Raw genomic sequence first — 16,751 nt, forward strand, 5'->3', positions numbered from 1 at the left:
CCCACGATGAGCACCATGACTCCCGCCGAGATCGTCTCGGAACTCGACAAGCACATCATCGGCCAGCATCGCGCGAAGAAAGCGGTCGCGGTTGCGCTGCGCAATCGCTGGCGCCGTCAGCAGGTGGCCGATCCGCTGCGGCAGGAAATCACGCCCAAGAACATCTTGATGATCGGACCGACCGGCGTCGGTAAAACCGAAATCGCGCGGCGTCTGGCCAAGCTCGCCGACGCGCCGTTCATCAAGATCGAAGCGACCAAGTTCACCGAAGTGGGTTACGTGGGCCGCGACGTCGACAGCATCGTGCGCGACCTGATGGAGATCTCGGTCAAGCAGACGCGCGAAACGGAAATGCGCAAGGTGCGCTCGAAGGCGCAAGACCAGGCGGAAGACCGGATTCTCGACGTGCTGCTGCCGGGCGCGCGTCCGGTCGGCTTCGGTTCGGGTGCGAGTGAAGGTCACGACGAGTCGAGCTCGACGCGTCAGACCTTCCGCAAGCGTCTGCGCGAAGGCCTGCTCGACGACAAGGAAATCGAACTCGATGTCGAGCAGCCGCAAGCGGGCATGGACATCATGGGGCCGCCGGGCATGGAAGACATGACCGAGCAGATCCGCTCGATGTTCGCCAATCTGGGCGGCGGCAAGAAGACGCGCCGCAAGCTGAAGGTCAAGGAAGCGCTGAAGCTGCTCACCGACGAAGAAGCATCGAAGATGCTCAACGACGAAGAGGTGAAAACCCGCTCGGTGCAGAACGTCGAGCAGAACGGCATCGTGTTCCTCGACGAAATCGACAAGATCGCTTCGCGCAACGAAGCGGGCGGCGGCGAAGTGTCTCGCCAGGGCGTGCAGCGCGACTTGCTGCCGCTGGTCGAAGGCACGACGATCAACACGAAGTACGGGATGGTGAAAACCGATCACATCCTGTTTATTGCGAGCGGCGCGTTCCATCTGGCCAAGCCGAGCGATCTGATCCCTGAACTGCAAGGTCGTTTTCCGATTCGCGTCGAGCTCGATTCGCTGTCGGTGAAGGACTTCGAGGCGATTCTGGTGTCGACCGATGCGAGCCTCGTCAAGCAGTATCAGGCGCTGCTCGCCACCGAAGACGTCAACCTCGATTTCGCTGAAGACGGCATTCGCCGGCTCGCCGAGATCGCGTACTCGGTCAATGAGAAGACCGAGAACATCGGTGCGCGGCGGTTGTATACGGTGATCGAAAAGCTGCTCGAGGAAGTGTCGTTCGCGGCAGGCAATCACACCGGGCAGGCGGTGAGGATCGATGCGGCGTATGTCGACCGTGCGCTGAACGAAGTCGCGGATGATGAGGATCTGTCGCGCTACGTGCTGTAAAAGCGTAACGCTTCGGGGCCACGCTAACGCGCCAATGCGCTAACGCACTAACGCGCGCGTTAGCCCGCAGAAAACCTCGCACACAAAACGGGCGGCCTCTTCGCAACAAGAGAGCCGCCCGTTTTTTTGCTTGCGCGCGCAACCATCCGCGCCTTACTGCTTCACCGGCCGCTTCGACAACTTGCGCTGCAGCGTGCGCCGATGCATGTTGAGCGCCCGCGCGGTCGCCGAGATATTGCCGCCGTTTTCCGCCAGCACTCGCTGGATATGCTCCCATTCGAGCCGCGCCACCGACAGCGGCGTCGGATGCTCGATCGCCTCTTCGGCCTGGATCGCGCTCGCTTCGCTCTGCAGCGCGGCGAGAATCGTCTCGACATTGGCGGGCTTCGCCAGATAGTTGTCCGCACCGTCCTTCACCGCCTGCACCGCGGTCGCGATGCTCGCGTAGCCGGTCAGCACCAGCATTCGCGCATTCGGCTGCAGCTCGCGCAGCGGTGCGACCAGGTTCAGCCCCGAATCCTTGCCCAGATGCAAATCCACCGTGATCTGCCCGAACTTCTGCTGGTTCGCCAGCTTGATCGCGTCGTCGGCATTGTGCGCTTCGGCTACCGTGAAGCCGCGGCGAGTCAGGCCGCGCGCAAGAATGCCGGAGAACACTTCGTCGTCGTCGATCACGAGGAAGTTCATGTCGCTCATGCCTGTTTCTCCTTTCTGGACGACACGGACCCTGCCCGCTTCACGCCCGGTTGACCTTGATCTGCTGCTGTCGTTGTAGTTGCCGCCACCGGCACCCGCAAAATCGCGCGCGTACCGCGCGGCCGCGTTTCTTTCGCATCCGCGAGTTCGACCGAACCGCCCAGACGCGCCGCCGCCGAAAACGCCAGGTACAGGCCCACGCCGTGGCCGCCCTGCGTACTATCGACCGGCGCCGTGCCGAGCGAGTTGCGCAACGACGCCGGAATGCCCGGCCCCGCGTCGCACACTTCGAATTCAACCGTACTGCCGCGCTCGACCAGCGTAGCCGCCAGCGTCACGTGATCGCGGCTGGCGCGCGCGGCGTTGTCGAGCAGGATGGTCAGAATCTGGCTGACCGCGACGGTATCGTCCAGTTCGACATCGGACGACGGCGCCGACAGTTGCTTCAGTTCGACGTGCGGATGGCGCAGCCGCCACTGCTGCACATACGTATCCAGCCAATCGCCGATCGTCTGCCGGCTGCCCGGCTCCGAGGCGCGGCTGCGCAACCGCGCGAGCGCCGACGTGCACATCGACATCTGTTGCTCGAGCAGGTCGAGATCGGCGGCGTACGGTTTCATGCCCGCGTCGGTGCGCGCCGCGTCGCGCAATTCTTCGGTGAGCATCGCGATGGTTGACAACGGCGTGCCGATTTCGTGCGCGACGGTGGCCGCCTGCACGCCCAGCGCGACCGCCCGCTCATCGCGCAACAGGCGCTGCTGCGCGTCGCCGAGCGCCGCATCGCGCTGGCGCAGCGCGCGCGACATGCGCGCGACGAACCACGTGATCAGCCCGACGCTGACCGTGAAGTTCACCCACATGCCGGCGCGGTAGTAGTCGAACAGGTTGGCCGGGTTGTCCAGATTGAGCGGCACCGATTCGAAGCCGAGCACGGCATAGCACGCCACCGCAAACGCCGCGAGCCAGATCACCAGATGCCACGGCAGCACGGCCGCGGCGATCGCCAGCGAAGGCAGGTACAGCGAAACAAACGGGTTAGTGGTGCCGCCGGACAGAAACAGCAGCGCGGACAGCGCGCCGAGGTCGACCCACAGTTGACCGAACAGCTCGAGATTCGACTCGGGCCGCTGCTGCGACACGCGCAGCCACGTGAAGCCGTTGAAGATCACCTCAAGCCCGATGACCAGCAGCATCGCGGGCAGCGGCAGCGTCACGCCGACAAAAATCTGGACGAACGCGATCGTCAGCAGTTGCCCGATGATGGCGAGGCTGCGCAGCCAGAAGAGATGCCCGAGGTTGACCCGGCCCGTGTTCGTAATGCGGTGCATCACGTCAGTGTACCTGCTGAAGCGACCCGAATTACCGATCGTATGCGCAGCGCGTCACTGTGTCACTGGCGCAACGCTCGGACGGAAAGCGGGCCGGCGGCGCGCGGAGTTGCGGTGAGTTTCAGCTAGTCGCAGCAAGGCCGGTCGTCAGTCGTCCGCAGCAGCGGCGGCAGCGGGATTGCCGTGCGCCCGCGCGATCTCCTCGACCAGACATTCCGGGCACATGCAGCGACTACCCGGCTTGAGCAGTTCGGCGGGCAGCGGCGGCATCGCGTGACACCAGCAGTCGGCTGCCTGCGCCTCGCGGCCGCAGTCGAACGAGCGGCCGCAGCGCGGGCAACGCGCGCTTTGCGGATCGCGCGAATCGTGCGCATCAGGCGCGGCGTGTGCGTCGGTAGCTTCTGACGATGCGGGGCGGGCAACAGTCGGGTTCATGACAGCGGAATGAAACCGGTCGGACGATGGGCCATGATGCCACGTCTGGCCGCCGCAGACGAGGCGCGCGGCAAGACAGCGCCACCCGCGCGCCGCGCGCCATTGCGCACTGCGCAACCGGCGTCGCGCGTGTCGCAACAGCGTGCGCCAAAATCGCTGTTGCAGCGCGCCAGTCCTGTACAATTCGCCGTGTTTTGACCGTTCCCAGCCGAGCCTCCGATATGTCCGAGCTTTCCGACCTGTCCCAGATCGCCCCCACGCTAAAGGCCGAAATCCTCGCCGAAGCGCTGCCCTACATCCGCCAATACCACGGTAAAACCGTGGTGATCAAATACGGCGGCAACGCGATGACGGAAGAACGTCTGAAGCAGGGCTTCGCGCGCGACGTGATCCTGCTGAAGCTGGTCGGCATCAACCCGGTGATCGTCCACGGCGGCGGCCCGCAGATCGACCAGGCGCTGAAGAAAATCGGCAAGCAGGGCACGTTCATCCAGGGCATGCGCGTCACCGACGAAGAGACGATGGAAGTCGTCGAATGGGTGCTCGGCGGCGAAGTGCAGCAAGATATCGTCACGCTGATCAACCACTTCGGCGGCCACGCGGTGGGCCTGACGGGCAAGGACGGCGGCCTGATCCACGCACGCAAGCTGATGATGCCGGACCGCGACAATCCGGGGCAGTACGTCGATATCGGCCAGGTCGGCGAGGTCGAATCGATCAACCCGGCTGTCGTCAAGGCGCTGCAGGACGACGCGTTCATCCCGGTGATCTCGCCGATCGGCTTCGGCGAAGACGGCCTGTCGTACAACATCAACGCCGATCTGGTCGCGGGCAAGCTGGCGGTGGTGCTGAACGCCGAAAAGCTGGTGATGATGACCAATATCCCCGGCGTGATGGACAAGGAAGGCACGTTGCTGACCGACCTGTCGGCGCGCGAAATCGACGGGCTGTTCGCCGATGGCACGATCTCCGGCGGCATGCTGCCGAAGATTTCGTCGGCGCTCGACGCGGCGAAAAGCGGCGTGCGCTCAGTGCACATCATCGATGGCCGCATCGAACACTCGGTGCTGCTCGAGATTCTGACCGAGCAACCGTTCGGCACGATGATCCGCTCGCATTGAACACAAAGGGCGCGGCCCGCGGTTTCGCCGCGGGCGGGCTTCACCACCGCGCTCACCGCGTTTTCTCCTGCTTTAACCAATCAGCTGCCAGCACCTGGCAGCCATCAAGCATCGCTCCGGCATACGGCGCCGCCGTCGCGCGCCACATGCCGCGTCTCACGCAAGACAAGTCATACTGTCGGCGTCGTTCCATTACGCGACCACTCGCCCTTCCAATCCGATCCGCCCGCCCCATCATCGGCCGAGCAGGCCTGACATGAAGCCCGGCGCAACCCATCTGATCATGCGCACTTCCCGCCCCAAGCGCCGCCGTCCGCCAATCGAAGCCGGCAGTCCGGTGTGGCTGTTCGATCTCGACAACACGCTGCACCATGCTTCGCACGCGATCTTCCCGGCGATCAACACCGCGATGACGCAGTACATCATCGATGCGCTGCAGGTCGATCACGCGGAGGCGGACCGGCTACGCACCAGCTACACGCAGCGCTACGGCGCAACCCTGCTGGGTCTCGCGCGCCATCACCCGATCGACCCCAACGATTTTCTGAAAGTCGTGCACACGTTCCCCGACCTGCGCACGATGCTGCGCAGCGAGCGCGGCCTCGCGCGGCTGGTTGCCGCGCTGCCGGGCCGCAAGATCGTACTGACCAACGGCCCGCAAGCCTACGCGCAAGCGGTGCTCGAAGAACTGCGGATCGAGCGGCTGTTCGAGCGGGTGATCGCCGTCGAACACATGCGCGACCGGCGCGGCTGGCGGGCCAAGCCCGACCCGGCGATGCTGCGCAAGGCAATGCGCGATGCGCACGTGCGGCCCGCGGACGCGATTCTGGTCGAAGATACGCGCGGGCATCTGAAGAGTTACAAGCGCCTCGGCATCCGCACCATCTGGATCGTCGGCCACCTGCCGGCGCGAGCGCGCGCAGACGGCACACCGGCGCCGTTGCCGGGCACCGGACGCCCGCATTATGTCGACCGGCGCATTCGTTCGTTAAAATCGCTACGACTGGGCAACCGCTCGGCGCGACTGAAGGGACGACAGACATGCAGCCGATTCGCAAGCATGACGAGGCCGTAACCGAAGGCAAGCCGGGCGAGGGCGCCGACGCGCCCGAGGCAAACCGCCACCCTGCACGCGCGGTGCGCCTGAAGCCAGGCGAGCGCCGCGTCCATATCCTGCAGACGCTCGCGGCGATGCTCGAGGCGCCGAAAAACGAAAAGATCACCACTGCGGCGCTCGCCGCGCGCCTCGGCGTGTCGGAAGCCGCGCTGTACCGGCACTTCGCGAGCAAGGCGCAGATGTTCGAAGGGCTGATCGAATTTATCGAGCATACGTTGTTCGGGCTGATCAACCAGATCGTCGCGAAAGAGCCGAACGGCGTACTGCAGGCGCGCGCGATCGCGATGACGCTGCTGAGTTTCTCGGCGAAGAACCCCGGCATGACGCGCGTGCTGACCTGCGAGGCGCTAGTCGGCGAGCATGAGCGGCTGACCGAACGCGTCAACCAGATGCTCGAGCGTATCGAAGCGTCGCTGAAGCAATGTCTGCGGGTCGGCCTGATGGAGGCGAACGCGCAGCAGGCGCCGCATGCAAGCGATGCCGTGCCGCTTCATGCGAAACGCGAAAGCGCGGTGCCGCTGCCGGCTGACTACGATCCCGCCGTGCGCGCGAATCTGCTGCTCAGCTACATCATCGGCCGCTGGCACCGCTACGTGCGAAGCGGCTTCGCACGCGCGCCGGGCGAACACGCCGATGCGCAGTTGCTGCTGATCCTGCAATAACATCCGGGCGCGAGCGGGTATCGGAAGCGTGCCACGCGCCGCGGCCCGATGCTGCCGCGCGGGAATTTCCGCTATACTCTGCGGCTATTGCAAGGGTATTGCAGTCACGCTTTCCCGTGGCGCCAAGCTAACACCAGGCTGCCTCCAGGCTTAAACACGTAGTACCGCGCCGATTTGCTGACTTGATTGCGGGCGCGCGAACCTGCCGGACCTCGTCGGTTCCTGCACGGTTCACATAAATGCGGCTAAAGAGGTCGTCAGCCCCGCGCATCCTCTTTGCTGCGCAGCGCCGACACCATTTAGCCGCCAGGCAGTCGTCAAAGGCGGAATTAATGGAATCGATCGGCATCGTCGCTCCACAAAAAATGCATTTCTCCGAGCCGCTGCGTTTGCAGAACGGCAGCTCGCTCGCGAACTACGACCTGATGGTCGAAACCTACGGCACGCTGAACGCGGCACGCAGCAACGCGGTGCTCGTGTGCCATGCGCTGAACGCGTCGCATCATGTCGCGGGCGTCTATGCGGACGACCCGAAAGAAGTCGGCTGGTGGGACAACATGGTCGGCCCCGGCAAGCCGCTCGACACGAACCGCTTCTTCGTGATCGGCGTGAACAATCTCGGCTCCTGCTTCGGTTCGACCGGCCCAATGAGCGTCGATCCGGCCACCGGCACGCCATACGGCGCGCGTTTTCCGGTGGTGACCGTCGAAGACTGGGTCGACGCGCAGGCGCGCGTGGCCGACGCGTTCGGTATCGAGCGCTTCGCCGCGGTGATGGGCGGCAGCCTCGGCGGCATGCAGGCGCTCGCGTGGAGCACGATGTACCCGGAGCGGGTCGCGCACTGCATCGTGGTTGCGTCCACTCCGAAGCTGTCCGCGCAGAACATCGCGTTCAACGAAGTCGCGCGTTCGGCGATCCTGTCGGACCCGGACTTTCACGGCGGCAACTACTACGCGCACGGCGTGAAGCCGAAGCGCGGCCTGCGCGTGGCGCGGATGATCGGCCACATCACCTATCTGTCCGACGACGACATGGCCGCCAAATTCGGCCGCGCGCTGCGCCGCGCGGAAGGCGCGCTCGACGCGTACAACTTCAATTTCGACGTCGAGTTCGAAGTGGAGTCGTACCTGCGCTACCAGGGCGACAAGTTCGCCGACTACTTCGACGCGAACACGTATCTGCTGATCACCCGTGCGCTCGACTACTTCGATCCGGCCAAGGCGTTCGACGGCGACTTGACCGCCGCGCTCGCGCACACCAAGGCCAAATACCTGATCGCCAGCTTCACGACCGACTGGCGCTTTGCGCCGGCCCGTTCGCGCGAACTGGTCAAGGCCTTGCTCGACCACAAGCGTCACGTGACCTACGGCGAAATCGACGCGCCCCATGGCCACGACGCGTTTCTGCTCGACGACCCCCGCTATCACAACCTGATGCGCGCCTATTACGAACGGATCGCGCACGAGGTGAACGCATGAACCAGCAAGCCTTCGACCTTCTATCCACCCGTGCCGACTTCCGCGCGATCGCCCGCTGGGTCGAGCCGCGCGCCACAGTCCTCGACCTCGGCTGCGGCGACGGCTCGCTGCTGTCGCTGCTCGCCGAAGAACTGGAAGTGCAGGGCTACGGCATCGAGATCAACGATGCCGGCGTGCTCGCCGCGACCAAGAACGGCGTCAACGTGATCCAGCAAAATCTCGAAGACGGCCTGCGCCTGTTCGAAGATGCCAGCTTCGATTTCGCGATCCTGTCGCAGACGCTGCAGACGATTCACCAGACCGCGGCGATCCTGCGCGAAACGATGCGGGTCGGCAAGGAGTGCATCGTATCGTTCCCGAATTTCGGCTACTGGCCGCATCGTCTGGCGGTCTTGCAGGGCCGCATGCCGGTGTCGAAGTCGCTGCCTTATCAATGGCACAACACGCCGAACGTGCGCGTGCTGACCATCAAGGACTTCGAGGCGCTGGCGCCGGAAGTTGGCATCGAAATCCTCGATCGGGTGGTGCTGCACGGCGGCCAGACCGTGCGTTGGGGCGTGAACTGGCGTGGTAGTCTTGCGGTCTATCGCGTCAAGAAAAGCTAACGCCACCATTCACATGTCGAACCCGCCACACGAGGCGCGCGCACTTAACGCTCACGTAGAACACACCGGCTGGCGCGCGTTTCTGAACACGCGCATGCTGATCTGCGTGTTTCTCGGCTTTACGTCGGGGTTGCCGCTCTTCACGCTCGTCTACCTCGTACAGGCCTGGCTGCGTTCCGAAGGGGTCAACCTGAAGGAAATCGGCCTGTTCGCGCTGATCCAGTTTCCGTATACGTGGAAGTTCGTCTGGGCTCCGCTGATGGACCGCTACGTGCCGCGCCTGCCGTTTTGGCGGCCGGGCCGGCGGCGCGGCTGGATGCTGTTCACGCAAATTCTGGTGGCGGCCTCGATTGCATCGCTCGGCATCGTGTCGCCGCGCGATGCGATCTGGACAGTCGCCGCGCTCACCGCGCTGGTGGCGTTTTTCGGCGCAAGCCAGGACATCGTGATCGACGCGTACCGGCGTGAACTGCTGCGCGATACCGAGCAAGGCCTCGGCAATGCGGTGCATGTGAACGCGTACAAGATTGCCGCGCTGATACCCGGTTCATTGGCGCTGATCCTGTCGGACCATCTGCCGTGGGCCACGGTGTTCGTCTTCACCGCCGCGTTCATGCTGCCGGGCATGGTGATGACGCTCGTCGTGCGCGAGCCCGAAGTGCACGGCGAGCCGCCGAGAAACCTGCGCGCGGCGATCGTCGAGCCGTTCCGCGAATTCATCCGGCGCGACGGCTGGAAAGGCGCGCTGTTCGTGCTCGCCTTCATCTTCCTGTACAAGCTCGGCGACGTGATGGCCACCACACTGTCGACGTCGTTCTTCCTCGATATTGGCTTTTCGCGCACGGAAATCGGCGTGATCGCGAAAACCACCGCATTTGGCGCAAGCCTCGCGGGCGGCATTATCGGCGGCATCTGGCTGATGAAGATCGGCATCGGCCGCGGGCTGTGGATCTTCGGAATCCTGCAGATGGTGTCGACGCTCGGCTTCGCGTGGCTCACGCAGTTTGGGCCTGGCGCGGCGGAGCTTGCGCCGACCTATCATCTCGCCGAGACGCTGAGCCAGTTCACGACGCATGTGCTGTCGTTGGTCGGCAGCAGCTGGACCGTGCAGCTCGATCCGAAGCTGTTTGCACTCGCAATTGTGTACGGTTTCGAGACGTTCACTACGGGCCTGACGCTCGCCGCGTTCACCGCGTATATCGCGAGCACCACCGATCCGCGCTATACGGCCACGCAGTTCGCGCTGTTCACCAGCCTCGCGTCCGTGCCACGTACCCTCGCCTCGGCAGCGAGCGGCTATGTGGTCGCGCAATTCGGCTGGTTTCATTACTTCATCGCATGCACGCTCCTCGCGGTGCCCGGTATGCTACTTTTGTTCCGGATCGCTCCGTGGAGGAAGCCGTCGTGACGTTGTTCGTCTCGCGGTGCGCCGCGCGTCGGCAGTATTCGTCTGTCGTGTCGGCTGTTGCAGTGCGCCGTCATCGTTATCGTCTGAGGTGTGTGCATGCCGCGCTAGTCGCGTTGCTGTGGGCTGGTGTTGTGCCGGCTGGTGCGTATGCGGCTGATGTGGCGGCGGGCGCGGGGTCGGCTGTTAATGCAGGTTCGGCGCCGGCTGCTGGTTCTGCTGCGCATCCGACGGCCAATCCGCCTGCGAATCCGCCGGCAAACCAGCCCGCCGCGGCGACGCAAGGGAGCGCATCGGGTGGCGCGAACCCGCCGGCGACAGCGGTGAAAACTGCACCGAAGTCTGAGACAAAGACCGAAACAAAGTCCGAGCAGAAGCCCGAATCGAAGCCGGAGCAGAAGGCAGAACCAAAAGCAGAACCAAAAGCAGAACCGAAGGCAGAACCGAAGGCGGAACTCAAACCCGAACCCAAACCCGAGCCCACCGCCGGCGCATCCAGCGCATCGGCGCCTCCGGAAGCCGGCTCAAGCACCGCCGCGCCACCAGTCGCATCGCACGCGCCAACCTCGACGCCCAGCCCCACCGCAACCTCAACGCCATTCCAGCCGAACCCGCAACTACGGTACGGCGGCTACGCGGTGTTCCGCAATCTGATTCCATCGTCGATGCTCGAAGGACAAGCCGCCGAGGAATTCGACCAGATCGCGCGCGGCGCCGATCACGCCAATCGCCTGTATCCAGAGACCGATCCGCGCACGCGACGTGTGCGCACGATCACCGACAAGCTGATCCCGTACTCGCTGAAATGGAGCGACCGCACGAAGCAATGGAAGTGGGATGTCGCGGTAGTCCGCTCGCCAGATATACGCATGTACTGTCTGCCGGGCGGCAAGATCGTCGTGTACAGCGGCCTGCTCGACCGCGTGAAGCCGAACGACAACGAGCTCGGCATGCTGATCGGACATGAGATCGCGCACGCGCTGCGCGAGCATGCGCGCGAACGGCTCGGCGAACAGCAAGCCGCGCAGCTCGGTGCCGGCACGATTCCGCAGCTGTTCGGCCTCGCGGATCTCGGTGCGGCACCGCTCGGCATCGGCTCGCAATTGCTGGAGATGAAGTACGAGCCCGCCGACGAAACCGAAGCCGACGTGATCGGCAGTGAGATCGCATCGCGCGCGGGTTACGATCCGCGCGCTGCGGTGACGCTGTGGGACAAGCTCGCGGCCGCGACGCGCGGCAATCGCGATCAGGGCTTCATCTACGTGCACCCGTACCCGCCGGCGCGCCGCCAGGACATCGTGAAACGGCTGTCGGACATGCTGCCGCTCTACGCGAAGGCGATCGGCAAGACCGTCGATACGTTGCCCGACTATCCGGGCACCGGCAAGCAGCGGCGCACCGCGGCGCGCGACTAGCTAAACGGCTAGCCGCGGCGATGCGATCAACCGTCGACCGTGTGATCGTAGTCGACGGTCAGCGGTGCGTGATCGCTGAACTTGATATCGCGAAACACGTCGACGCGCTTCGCTTTGGCGGCGATGCCGGGCGTCGCGATCTGATAGTCGATACGCCACCCGACGTTCTTCGCATAAGCCTGCCCGCGGTTGCTCCACCACGTGTACTGCTCGGGCCGCTGATCGAGCGTGCGGAACACGTCGACGTAGCCGACTTCGTCGAACAGCTTCGTCAGCCACGCGCGCTCTTCGGGCAGGCAGCCGGAGTTCTTCTGGTTGCTCTTCCAGTTCTTGATGTCGATTTCCTTGTGCACGATGTTCACATCGCCGCACACGATCACTTCGCGTTCCTTGCTCAGTTCGGCGAGATGCGGCATGAACACGTCCATGAAGCGAAACTTCGCCTGCTGACGGTCCTCGCCGCTCGAACCGGAAGGCACATACACCGAGATCACCGAAAGCTTGCCGAAGCGCAGCTCGACATAGCGCCCTTCCGCATCGAACTCCTCGCTGCCGAAACCGATCACGACTTCATCAGGCTCGCGCCGCGTATAAACGCCTGCGCCGCTATAGCCCTTCTTCACCGCATGCTGGAAGTAGCCGGTGAAATCGTGCGGTGCGAGAAACTCCGGCGTCATGTCGTCTTGCGAGCATTTGATTTCCTGCACGCACAGCACGTCGGCGTTCTGCTCGCCGAACCACTTGAAAAAACCTTTGCTCGATGCCGAGCGGATGCCGTTCAGATTGGCGGTGATTACACGCAACATGTCGTTCCTTTTGTTCTTCAATTCAGTGTTCTGTCAGCTGCAGCGGCTGCCATCATTCGACGACCACACCCTTTAACGATTCCTTAGCCGGCGGATATTCGAGCTTCAGCGCGTCCATCGTGCGCAGCAGCAGCTCGGCGATCATCACGTTGCGATGCGTCTTCGAATCGGCCGGAATCACGTACCACGGCGCGTATTCGGTCGAGGTCGCGGCGAGCGCCTCGTTATACACGTCCTGATACTTGTCCCACTGCTTGCGCGCTTCGAGATCGGAGACGTCGAATTTCCAGTGCTTGGTCGGGTCTGCGATGCGCGCCTGCAGCCGCGCCCGCTGCTCGTCCTTCGAGATGTGCAGCATGCATTTGACGATAGTCGTGCCGCTGTCGGCGAGCAACGCCTCGAAGTTGCGGATATGCCGATAGCGCGTGTCGCGCTGGTCTTTGGTCAGTTGACCGAGCACGGTCGGCACCAGCACGTCTTCGTAGTGGCTGCGATTGAAGATGGTCAGTTCGCCGGCCGCGGGCGCCTGCGAATGCACGCGCCACAAGAAATCGTGCGCGGCCTCGACCGGTGTCGGCGCCTTGAACGGCACGATGCGCAACCCGAGCGGATCGACCTCGTGAAACACCGCGCGAATCGTGCCGTCCTTGCCGCTGGTATCCATGCCCTGCAGCACCAGCAGCACGCGCTGGCGCCGCTGCGCATGCAGGCGCTCCTGCAGCGCATCGAGCTGCGCGCCGATTTCGGCAAGACGCCCGCGGGCCTCATCCTTCGAACCGTTCGAAAACGGCTTCAGGCCGGGATCGAAGTCGGTCAGCTTGAACGCGGCCTTTTTGCCTTCCTGGAAAAACGGCACGCGGAAATCGTCGAGCTCAGGTTTCTTCGCCATCAAACGTCTCCTCTTCGACAGACAAGGTTCGCCGGACATCTCGCCAAAAAACGAATGGGCTGTTGCCCAATTCCCATCCGGCAACAGCCCATCATGACCGAAAAGCGCTGCTGACGCAGCGCCTTGCTTGCGCGCGCTAACGCCCGCTCAGGCCAGCTTCTTCTTCAGCAACTCGTTGACCTGCTGCGGATTCGCCTTGCCCTTGGTCGCCTTCATCGCCTGGCCGATCAGCGCGTTAAACGCCTTTTCCTTGCCAGCCCGATATTCTTCGACCGACTTCTGGTTAGCCGCCAGCACTTCGTCGATGATCGCTTCGAGCGCGCCGGTGTCCGAGATCTGCTTCAGGCCCTTCGCTTCGATGATGCGATCGGCGGCGGCTTCGTCGGTGGCTTTCTCTTCCCAGATCGCGACGAAAATTTCCTTCGCGATCTTGTTCGAGATCGTGCCGTCTGCGATGCGTTGCAGAACCAGCGCGAGCTGCGCGGCGGACACCGGGCTTGCGTCGATCTGCAGGTCTTCGCGGTTCAACTGCGACGAAACCTCGCCCATCAGCCAGTTTGCCGCGGCTTTTGCCTGCGCCGCGCCGGCCCTGGCGACGAGCGCTTCATAGTAGAGCGCCATCGCCTTGCTCGACGTCACCACACCGGCGTCGTAGCGCGTCAACCCGTACTGCTCGACAAAGCGCTGCTGCATCGCCGCCGGCAGCTCCGGCATTTCACTGCGCACGCGCTCGATCCACGCGGAATCGATCATCAGCGGCATCAGGTCAGGGTCGGGGAAATAGCGGTAGTCGTGCGCGTCTTCCTTGCTGCGCATCGAGCGCGTTTCGCGCTTGTCCGGATCGTACAGACGCGTTTCCTGCACGACGGTGCCGCCGTCTTCGATCAGTTCGATCTGGCGCCGCACTTCGTACTGGATCGCTTCTTCGAGAAAGCGGAATGAGTTCAGGTTCTTGATCTCGGCACGCGTGCCGAATTCCTTCTGCCCGACCGGTCGCACCGATACGTTCGCGTCGCAGCGAAACGAACCTTCCTGCATGTTGCCGTCGCAGATGCCGAGCCACATCACCAGACCATGCAGCGCCTTCGCGTATGCCACCGCTTCGGCTGCGCTGCGCATTTCCGGCTCAGTGACGATTTCCAAGAGCGGCGTGCCCGCGCGGTTCAGATCGATGCCGGTCATCCCCGCGAAGTCTTCGTGCAGCGACTTGCCTGCGTCTTCCTCGAGGTGCGCGCGAGTCAGGTTGACGGTCTTTTCGTACGCGTCCTTGCCGGCCTTTTCGTTGGCCGGCACCTGGATCGTGATCTGCCCGCCCTGCACCACCGGGATCTCGTACTGGCTGATCTGGTAGCCCTTCGGCAGATCCGGATAGAAGTAATTCTTGCGCGCGAAGATGCTGCGCGGCGCGACTGTTGCGCCGATCGCCAGACCGAGGCGGATCGCGCGTTCGACCGCGCCGCGGTTCATCACCGGCAGCACGCCCGGCAGCGCGAGATCGACCGGGCAGGCCTGCGTGTTCGGCTCAGCGCCGAATTGCGTCGCGGCGCCCGAAAAGATTTTCGAGACCGTCGATAACTGCGCGTGCGTCTCGAGACCGATAACGACTTCCCATTCTTTGGCCATGATCAAACTCCCGCTGGCGCCTGGCGATGCCAGCCGGTGACGCGCTGGAACGCGTCCGCAACCTGCAGCATGCGTGCTTCGTTGAAATAGTTGCCGATGATCTGCAAGCCGACCGGCCGTTGCGCATTCGCGCCCGCGCCGAAACCGCACGGCACGCTCATGCCCGGCAGACCTGCGAGACTCACCGACAGCGTATAGATATCGGCCAGATACATCTGCACCGGATCGTCGCCCTTCGCACCGAGATCCCACGCCACGGAAGGCGCGACCGGCCCCATGATCACATCGCACTGCTCGAACGCCTGCTGGAAATCCTGCGCGATGATGCGGCGGATTTTTTGCGCCTGCAGGTAGTACGCGTCGTAGTACCCGTGCGAAAGCACATAGGCGCCGACCAGAATGCGGCGCTTCACTTCGGCCCCGAAGCCTTCGGCGCGCGACTTCTTGTACATGTCGAGCAGATCGCCGTACTGCGCGGCGCGATGGCCATAGCGCACGCCGTCGAAACGCGACAGGTTCGACGATGCTTCGGCCGGCGCGATCACGTAATAAACCGGGATCGACAATTCGGTTTTCGGCAACGATACGTCGACCAGCGTGGCGCCGAGCGCTTCGTATTGCTTGAGCGCGACGTCGATCGCGGCACGCACGTCGTCGGCGAGGCCGGCGCCGAAGTATTCCTTCGGCAAGCCGATGCGCAGGCCGGCGAGCGGCTTGTCCGCTGCCGCGACCGCTTTACCCGACCATGTCTGCCCCAGATGACGCGTGAAATCTTCGTCTTCGCGCGTGAGGCTGGTCGAATCGCGTTCGTCGAAACCGGCGATTGCGTTGAGCAGCAGCGCGCAATCGGCGGCGCTTTGCGCAAACGGGCCGCCCTGGTCGAGCGACGACGCGAACGCGATCATCCCGTAGCGCGACACGCGGCCGTAGGTCGGCTTGATGCCGGTCACGCCGGAGAACGACGCCGGCTGGCGAATCGAGCCGCCGGTATCGGTGCCGGTCGCAGCGGGCGCCAGACGCGCGGCAACCGCCGCGGCCGAGCCACCCGACGAGCCGCCAGGCACCGCCTTGATATCCCACGGGTTGTGCACCGGGCCGAAATGGGAGTTCTCATTCGACGAACCCATCGCGAATTCGTCCATATTGGTCTTGCCGACGCACACCATGCCCGCGCGGTTCAAACGCTCGACCACCGTTGCATCGAACGGGCTCGTATAGTTTTCGAGCATCTTCGAACCCGCGGTGGAACGCCAGCCGCGCGTGACGAACACGTCTTTATGGGCGATCGGCAGGCCGGTCAGCGCACCGGCGTCACCGCTGGCAAGACGCGCATCGGCGGCCTTCGCCTGTTCCAGCGTCAGTTGCGGATCGACGTGCACGAACGCGTTCAGGCTCTGGTTCGCGGCGATCCGCTTCAGGTACAGCTCTGCGAGTTCCACCGCGGACACTTGTTTCGCAGCGAGCGCGGCGCGCAGTTCGGTCAGGCTTTTCTCATGCATTGCGTTGTTCCCGTCTCGGACGATTACTCGATAACCTTCGGTACCAGATACAGGCCGTCCTGCACCGCCGGCGCGGCGCGCTGGAAGTCGTCGCGCCGCACCGTTTCCGTGACGGCGTCGTTGCGCAAACGCAGCGCCACGTCTTCGATCTGCTCGATCGGATGGGCCAGCGGCGCGATGCCCGTGGTGTCGACGGCCTGCATCTGCTCGACGAGGCCGAAGAAATCGTTGAGCTGCGCGAGCGTATGTTCGGCGTCGGCGTCGGGCAGTTCGAGCCGCGCAAGATGGGCGATGCGTTTCACATCGGTCAGGGTCAAAGCCATGC

At 63.9% G+C, this 16,751-nt stretch carries 16 protein-coding genes; 8 read left to right on the plus strand and 8 right to left on the minus strand.

Going from position 1 to position 16,751, the window contains the following annotated elements; all coding sequences use genetic code 11:
• The first annotated feature begins 6 nt into the window (after window positions 1–6).
• Complete coding sequence (hslU, locus tag ACYVNQ_RS25580; protein WP_460905997.1) at window positions 7–1,347, plus strand: ATP-dependent protease ATPase subunit HslU; 1,341 nt, start codon at window positions 7–9, stop codon at window positions 1,345–1,347.
• A gap of 153 nt (window positions 1,348–1,500) precedes the next feature.
• Here hslU and ACYVNQ_RS25585 read toward each other — a convergent pair whose 3' ends face one another.
• From ACYVNQ_RS25585 to ACYVNQ_RS25595, 3 genes are all read right to left on the minus strand, one after another.
• Window positions 1,501–2,043, minus strand: a complete 543-nt coding sequence (locus tag ACYVNQ_RS25585; RefSeq protein ID WP_460905999.1) for a response regulator transcription factor — start codon at window positions 2,041–2,043, stop codon at window positions 1,501–1,503.
• A complete protein-coding gene (locus ACYVNQ_RS25590; protein WP_460906101.1) occupies window positions 2,040–3,371 on the minus strand; it encodes an ATP-binding protein in 1,332 nt (443 codons plus the stop codon). The genes ACYVNQ_RS25585 and ACYVNQ_RS25590 overlap by 4 nt, the downstream gene beginning before the upstream one ends.
• Window positions 3,372–3,518: 147 nt before the next feature.
• A complete protein-coding gene (locus ACYVNQ_RS25595; protein ID WP_460906001.1) occupies window positions 3,519–3,806 on the minus strand; it encodes a cysteine-rich CWC family protein in 288 nt (95 codons plus the stop codon).
• 221 nt (window positions 3,807–4,027) lie between these two features.
• On the opposite strand from ACYVNQ_RS25595, the gene argB reads away from it, so the two are divergent.
• From argB to ACYVNQ_RS25630, 7 genes are all read left to right on the plus strand, one after another.
• Window positions 4,028–4,927: an acetylglutamate kinase gene (argB, locus tag ACYVNQ_RS25600; protein ID WP_460906003.1), complete on the plus strand. Its 900-nt coding sequence runs from the start codon at window positions 4,028–4,030 to the stop codon at window positions 4,925–4,927.
• Between the two features lie 283 nt (window positions 4,928–5,210).
• Complete coding sequence (locus ACYVNQ_RS25605) at window positions 5,211–6,002, plus strand: pyrimidine 5'-nucleotidase (protein ID WP_460906103.1); 792 nt, start codon at window positions 5,211–5,213, stop codon at window positions 6,000–6,002.
• Window positions 5,969–6,706, plus strand: coding sequence for a nucleoid occlusion factor SlmA (slmA, locus tag ACYVNQ_RS25610; protein WP_460906005.1), 738 nt, complete (start codon window positions 5,969–5,971; stop codon window positions 6,704–6,706). Before ACYVNQ_RS25605 ends, slmA begins: the two co-directional genes overlap by 34 nt.
• A gap of 332 nt (window positions 6,707–7,038) precedes the next feature.
• Window positions 7,039–8,184, plus strand: a complete 1,146-nt coding sequence (gene metX / locus ACYVNQ_RS25615; protein WP_460906007.1) for a homoserine O-succinyltransferase MetX — start codon at window positions 7,039–7,041, stop codon at window positions 8,182–8,184.
• Window positions 8,181–8,789 carry a methionine biosynthesis protein MetW gene (gene metW, locus ACYVNQ_RS25620; protein ID WP_460906009.1) on the plus strand — a complete coding sequence of 203 codons (609 nt, stop codon included), beginning with the start codon at window positions 8,181–8,183 and terminating at the stop codon, window positions 8,787–8,789. The genes metX and metW overlap by 4 nt, the downstream gene beginning before the upstream one ends.
• Before the next feature lie 13 nt (window positions 8,790–8,802).
• Window positions 8,803–10,197, plus strand: a complete 1,395-nt coding sequence (locus ACYVNQ_RS25625; protein ID WP_460906011.1) for an AmpG family muropeptide MFS transporter — start codon at window positions 8,803–8,805, stop codon at window positions 10,195–10,197.
• Window positions 10,198–10,355: 158 nt separating this feature from the next.
• Entirely contained in the window at window positions 10,356–11,609 is a 1,254-nt protein-coding gene (locus ACYVNQ_RS25630; RefSeq protein WP_460906106.1) for a M48 family metallopeptidase, read from the plus strand.
• Between the two features lie 26 nt (window positions 11,610–11,635).
• Here the strand turns inward: ACYVNQ_RS25630 and ACYVNQ_RS25635 are convergent, their stop codons facing one another.
• The 5 genes from ACYVNQ_RS25635 to gatC form a co-directional block, all read right to left on the minus strand.
• Window positions 11,636–12,415 (minus strand): exodeoxyribonuclease III, encoded by a 780-nt coding sequence (locus tag ACYVNQ_RS25635; RefSeq protein WP_460906013.1) that lies wholly within the window; start codon window positions 12,413–12,415, stop codon window positions 11,636–11,638.
• Window positions 12,416–12,467: 52 nt separating this feature from the next.
• Window positions 12,468–13,304 carry a PPK2 family polyphosphate kinase gene (locus ACYVNQ_RS25640; protein ID WP_460906015.1) on the minus strand — a complete coding sequence of 279 codons (837 nt, stop codon included), beginning with the start codon at window positions 13,302–13,304 and terminating at the stop codon, window positions 12,468–12,470.
• Between the two features lie 147 nt (window positions 13,305–13,451).
• The gene (gatB, locus tag ACYVNQ_RS25645) at window positions 13,452–14,927 is read right to left on the minus strand and encodes an Asp-tRNA(Asn)/Glu-tRNA(Gln) amidotransferase subunit GatB (protein ID WP_460906017.1); all 1,476 of its coding nucleotides are present in this window, start codon (window positions 14,925–14,927) and stop codon (window positions 13,452–13,454) included.
• A gap of 2 nt (window positions 14,928–14,929) precedes the next feature.
• Complete coding sequence (gene gatA / locus ACYVNQ_RS25650; protein WP_460906019.1) at window positions 14,930–16,426, minus strand: Asp-tRNA(Asn)/Glu-tRNA(Gln) amidotransferase subunit GatA; 1,497 nt, start codon at window positions 16,424–16,426, stop codon at window positions 14,930–14,932.
• A 23-nt stretch (window positions 16,427–16,449) separates the two neighbouring features.
• Window positions 16,450–16,749 (minus strand): Asp-tRNA(Asn)/Glu-tRNA(Gln) amidotransferase subunit GatC, encoded by a 300-nt coding sequence (gatC, locus tag ACYVNQ_RS25655; protein WP_460906021.1) that lies wholly within the window; start codon window positions 16,747–16,749, stop codon window positions 16,450–16,452.
• Between the last annotated feature and the right edge of the window lie 2 nt (window positions 16,750–16,751).

This window comes from Paraburkholderia jirisanensis (assembly GCF_054782355.1).